Here is a 5931-nt window from a genome sequence, read left to right as displayed (position 1 = left end):
ACAGCGCGCCCGCGGCCAGCAGCTCGGCCAACTGCCCGAGCGAGACGACCTGGTTGATCAGGAAGCCCGGCACCGTGTCGGGCAGCCGCTCCGAGGAGGCGACCGCCCGGTACTCGTACCGCACCTTGAACTGCGCCGACGGCGCGTAGGTGCGCAGCCACTGCTGGCGGTTGTGGGAGAGGGTGAGGGAGGTGGAGTGGGAACTGTTGGAGGAGAAGGACGCCGAGGCCCCGGCACTGCCCGTGTTGTCCGTTCCGGTCGCGACCGCGAAACCGCCTGACGGGTTGAGGCCGAGGGTGAAGGTGCCCGACCTGGCGGCCCCGCGCGTCACCGAGCTGGGTGCCGAGGAGTAGATGTTCTCCACACCCGACTTCGGGCGCAGCGCGCCGCGCACCTCGCCCAGTTCGAGGTCCGGTGCCGGGCGGGCGTTGACCGCCACCGTCACCAGATGCAGGCCATCCCAGCCCTTGTACACGAAGACGATCGGCCGCTGCCACTTCTCGGCGCCCGTGCCGGGCAGTGCCCGCAGGCCGGTGGCCGAACCGACCTCCGCGATACGGGAGTCCAGGCCGGGGACGTAGGTGCTGCTGCCCGGGGTGAGTGAACCGGGGGCCTCGCGCGTCACCTCGGCGCGGAGCGCCTCGACGAACGCGTCCAGCGGACCGTCCGGGAGGGCTTCCGGCACGGTGGCGGGGCCCAGGGCCCGGCCGTTCGAGCGGACGAAAGACGGCGGCAGGAGCCGGTCCAGCTTCGGCACCGCATAGGGGAGCCCGGCCAGCGCCGCCAGCCGCGGATTCTCCCGGACGTCGGTCTCGGAGACCCAGAAGACCGCGGCGCCCGGCACCCGCACCGCGAGGGTCCGGTCACCGCGCGGACCGAGTCCGACGGCGTTGGCCGGCGCGTTGCGGTAGCCCTGGGCCAGGGCGAAGACGTAAGTGATGTCAGCGCGGAACTCATGCAGCGGTTCCCTGGCGTCGACGTTCATCCGTATGTTGAACACGGCGTCGGTGTCCGTCTCGCTCCACGACACCGAGAAGCTCTGGCCCGCGCTGCCGGTGACCGTGCGCGAGGTGTCCCCGCTCGTGCGGGTGGTGCCCGAACCGCTGAAGCCGAGCTGCACGGTGCGCTTGCCGCGCTTGCCCCGCCAGGCCGAGTCGGCGGCGGTGACGTCGCTCTCCATCCAGTCTTCCCCCGGTGGGGAGCCGATCCCCTGGTAGACCACGTTTTCGTGGAGGAAGCCGCGCACCTCCCCCTGGACGTCGGTGCCCAGCAGGGAGCCGGCCGAGCCGGCGTCGAAGACGTAGACGCCGCGCAGGATCTGGTGGGACCGGGCGTGGACGACAGTGCTGGACAGGGCGGCCCGGACGGCCTCCTGGGCAGAGCTCTCAGGGGACGTCAGAGACTCGCCGAGCGTGACGTCCTTCAGCCACTGGGCGGGCTGGGTGACGAACGACGGCAGCATCCGGCCCACCTGGCTGCCGTGCTCGGCGGTCCAGTTCAGGATCCGGGCCAGCGCCCCGGGCTCGGGGCTGCCCTCAAGGTGGCCACCGGCCAGGAGCTGCTGGAACGCCGTGAACAGCTCAGCGCTGCCGAACGCCACGTTGATGTGCGCGTCGGCCGGGAGCAGCAGCGCCTCCTGTGGCCGGTTGCCCTGCTCGTCCGGCTGCATCCGGGCCAGCCGGTAGTCCTCGTCGGTGGCGGGCCGGCTGGTGGGCGCGGGGAGCGGGGCCGGCCGCTCGGCGAGGGTGCGGGCCAGCGGGAGGGTCACCGCGAGGTTCCCGTTCCGCGGGGCGGAGGTCCACACGGGCTCGGTGCCCTGTCCGAAGTAGAGCTCCGCGGAGTGGGTGACCGGGATGTCGAACTGGGCGAGACCGGGCTGGGCGTACGCGAGCATGTCCAGGCCGAGGCCGGAGGAGGAGCCGGCCGTGTTCCCGCGCTGCCCGCTGACCGAGGCGCTGGAGGGGGTGCCGCCCTTCATCGTCGTGTCGTCGGAGACCGGGCCGTGGGCCTCCCCGGAGAACTCGCCGGACAGCGTGTGCGTGGCGGTGAACGACTCGCCGCCCCCCGTGTACATGCCGTTGCCGTTCAGCGACGACCAGTTCGGGAAGTTCCTGCGGTGGAGCGGGTAGGTGTCCTCCTGCGGCTTGGCCCGCACCACCGCGCAGGCCCGCCAGCTGTCGTACTCGAAGGGCAGGTCCAAGTGGATCGTGCTACCCGCGCTGATCATGTCCCGCGAGGCGCTGCGCAACCCGATCTGCGAGCGGGCCAGGGACAGCTTGCGCTGGTTGGCCGCCCATGCCTGGAGAGTCTTCTTGCGGCTCACCTCGTCCATCCAGGACAGCGACCGGCGTTCGGCCGGGGGCAGCAGTCCGACGGTGCGCAGCTGGGTCGCCAGCTCCTCGAACTGCTCCTCGGTACCGGTGACCTCCAGCGGCGTGGCGAACACCTCGAACGAGCGCAGCTCCAGCATCTCCGGCGGCAGGTGCCGCTCCTGGCCCGGCAGGACGGGGACGCCGTCGACCTCGGCCTGGCTCGGCACCCGCAGGAGGTGGCCCGCGGGCCGGCTGAAGGTGAACGCATCGGAGCGGCCGCCCTCGGCGAAGACCAGGACGGCCTCGAACTCGATGTCCGCCTCCGTCAGGAGGTGCGGGTTTTCGCTGACGAGACCGAACCAGTCGTACGCCGTCCCGCCCGAGTTGAAGGCACGGTCGCGCTGGTACTGGTAGGCGGCGGAGAAGGCCGGGCCGCCGCCGACGCCCGAGCCGCCGGGGTCCGCGAAGGCGGGGGCGAAGGAGAAGCCCGGCTTCACGGCATTGGACACCGTGTGCGAGCTCTTGGCACCCACCGTGTAGAACAGGCTGTTCTCCAGCACCACGTTCTTCGACCTGGCCAGCACATCGGGGCTCAGCCACTTCAGCCGCGCCCTGACCTCCAGGAAGCCCAGCGGGTCTCCGGCGCGGTCCTGGAGCACCGGTGACGGGTAGGCGTGCGCCAGCATCAGCGGCAGCCCGGAACGCTGGTTGTTCTCCGAGAGGAACTCGCCCAGCTGTTCCGCCGACTCCGGCGACATCCGGCGCAGATGCGGGCGCAGTTCATCGGCCGCGACGATCGCGTCGTGCAGCGCGGCCGGGTCGCGCACGGTGTCCATGCGCATCGGCAGCACCCCGCCGGCGAGGGTCTGCGGATCAGCCGGCAGCTCCTCCGCCGACGCGAAGAGCGAGCCGAACGGGCGCGGCTCCGGGTCCTCGGTGAGGTAGTCAGGGAACCACGCGGCGAGCCGGCCGGGGGCGGACACGGGCACGATGTCGCCCCAGCCGTCGTCTTCGGCCGCCTCGTCGGTCACGGGCGCCTCGTCGGCCACGGGAGCGGGGGCGGTCACCGGAGCGGGGGCGGGGGCCGGGAGCACGCCGTCGAGCGGCTCAACCTTGATCTGCGACGCCATGCCGTAGTCGTAGACGCGCGACGGTTCGGCGGCGAAGGCCAACGCGGACGTCGCCATGTACTCCTTCACGACCGTCACCGAGGTGGCTTCCTGGTTGTGCGTGAGCGTCAGCTTCGGGGTGATGCCCAGGGAGGCCAGGGACGCCAGTACGGGGTTCCCCGAGGCGTTCATCGCCCAGGTGCGGCCGTAGGAGAGCGGGATGCTCCGCACCGTCTGCCGTCCGCTGGTGTCACTGGACGAGACGGTGGTCTTGTTCCGCTCCTCGATCTGGACCCGCCGCCCCTCGGGCACGTCGGAGGCCATCGCCGGCGCCGGCCGGGCATCCCCGAGATCGAGCCGCCAGGCCACCTGGTACCGGCGGCCCCGATAGGTCACGATCCGGACCATGCCCGTGGCGCTCAGCGCATACGGCAGCGCCTCCAGCACCGCGTCCTTGGCGTACTCGTCCGCCACCTCCTTCTCCAGCGCCGCACTGCCGCGCTGATCCTGCGCCTCCAGGTCCTCGGCCGACCCGCCCTCGGCCGCCTGGTGCATGGCGCGGACGGCGGCGCTGATACGGGCGCGCTCCCACTCCAGCATCTCGTCCGGGAACGGCATGACATGCACCGAGCCCTGGAGCCCGCGATGCCCGTGGCCGAAGTTCGCGACGATGGCGTAGAGGCCGTCGGGCTCGGACAACGTGTCCGGGTCGGTCACGTAGGGCTCGGAGTCCGACTCGGACTCGGTGTGCGCGTCGTCCGTGTCCGATTCCGTGTCCGATTCCGTGTCGGAGCCGGCGTAGGAGTCGGCGTCCGAGTCGGATTCGGATTCGGATTCGGCGTCCGATTTCGCGTCACTGTCGGACTCAGGCTCACTGTCCGGATCGCTGTCCGGGTCCGGGTCCAGCGCCGGTTCGGTGTGCTGCTCGGCGGGCGGCGACGTGCGGCCGGACGTCTCTTCGGACTCGGACTCGGACTCCGGCGCGGACTCGTCGCGCGCCCCGTCGCCGTCCTCCACCGTCGCGGGGGCAGCGGACTCGCGTACGGGAGACGGTACGGACAGCGAGGTGGCCTCCCTCACGGGGACCGTCGTCAGCTGTCGCGTCGGCGGGGCTTCCAGATCGGCGGTGGCGCGCGGGTCCTCTGCCGTCCAGGCCCGTTCTACGGCGGACCCGTCCTTCCACCCGGCCTCCGGGGCGGTCTTCACCGGCTGATGCCCGGCGGTGACGTCGGCGCTGTTGCGGGGCCCCGGCAGTGTGGCCGCGGCCCGCCCCGGTGTGGCGTCGTAGGCAAGGGCCGGGATGTCCGGGATGTGGTGGGCGGACTTCGGGCGGCGGAACAGCCGCCGGAGGCGCGACATCCACTCGGACCTGCGCCCGGTGGTGGCGCCCTCCGGCAGGACGGGCGGGGCGGGGATGCCCTCGTTGGTCGGTCCGAGGCCGAAACTGCCCGGTTCGAGGTCGAGCTGCTTCGTGAACCGCGATGGCCGCGGCTGCTGACCGACCTCTTCACTCGACGAAGCCTCGGCCGCAGGCGCATTCTCCTCGTCCAATGCGCTGTCGATCAGCTCCTCGAACGACGACGTCTGCGGGGCCTGACCGGCCGTCTCATCCGACGCGGCCCTTGCCCCCAGCGCCTCCTCCGCGGCCAGCGCATCGCTGATCAGCTGATCGAGGCTCGGCGCCGCCTCCGGCACGGGCCGGCTGACCGCCTCGCCCGACGAAGTCCCGGTCGTGGGCGCGGTGGTGGACGCGGTGGTGGACGCAGTGGTGGGCGCGGTGGTGGTCTCCACGTCCTGGCCCTCGGACTCGGTCCAGGTGCCGCGCGGCCACGGCAGACGCACCGCCGGAGTCGACGTGTCGGCGTCCACCGGCACCAAGAACAGGCCGCCCTCACCGGACGCCGCGCCCTCCGTCATCAACCGCGGCGGCACCACATGGAGCCTGTACGACGGCGCCCCGGGCTCCACCGCCAGCGGGTCCCCCGCGATCGGGGCCGCCGAGAAGTCGATCTCACCGGTGTCCGCGCGCAACCGGCCACCGCGGTCGTGCACGAAGTCCAGCCCCTGCTTGAGCCACCCCCCGGCATACAGCGGCTCCGCACCGGAACGCGTGATGTCACCATCAGCGGTTATCTCATACCGCAACGGCTCCGACCGCGACGACGACGCCCCCACAGGCGGCCACGGACGGGGCCGCACGACCACGAGCCGCCCCGACTCGCTCTGCGGCACCTCGGGCACACCGGCCGCATCAACCTCGGTGACCTCGCCCCTCGACCGGCTTCCCACGTCCCCGGGAGCCCCACCACGCAACCTCGCCGGAGCACCCGACACGATCGCCTGCGCGATCGCCGCACCCTGAACAGGCAACGACTGGCCACGAATCCAACCCGGCAACGCGTCACGGAACTGCGCGACCTCGTCCCGCGACGGCCGATACCACCCCTCCCCCCGCAACTCATCCAGCTCCCGCTGGACCTCCAGCCTCAAATACTCCAGGTACTGCTGCC

Annotated in this window: 1 pseudogene; it reads right to left on the bottom strand. The window is 72.0% G+C overall.

What is annotated here, in order from left to right:
• Positions 1-5566 (bottom strand): annotated as a pseudogene (locus ACWGJY_RS34365) (hypothetical protein); the annotation flags it as partial.
• Between the last annotated feature and the right edge of the window lie 365 nt (positions 5567-5931).

Source organism: Streptomyces sp. NPDC054765 (genome assembly GCF_053612065.1).
The sequence above is the reverse complement of the archived record's forward strand: the minus strand, read 5'-3'. Positions and strand labels throughout refer to the sequence as shown.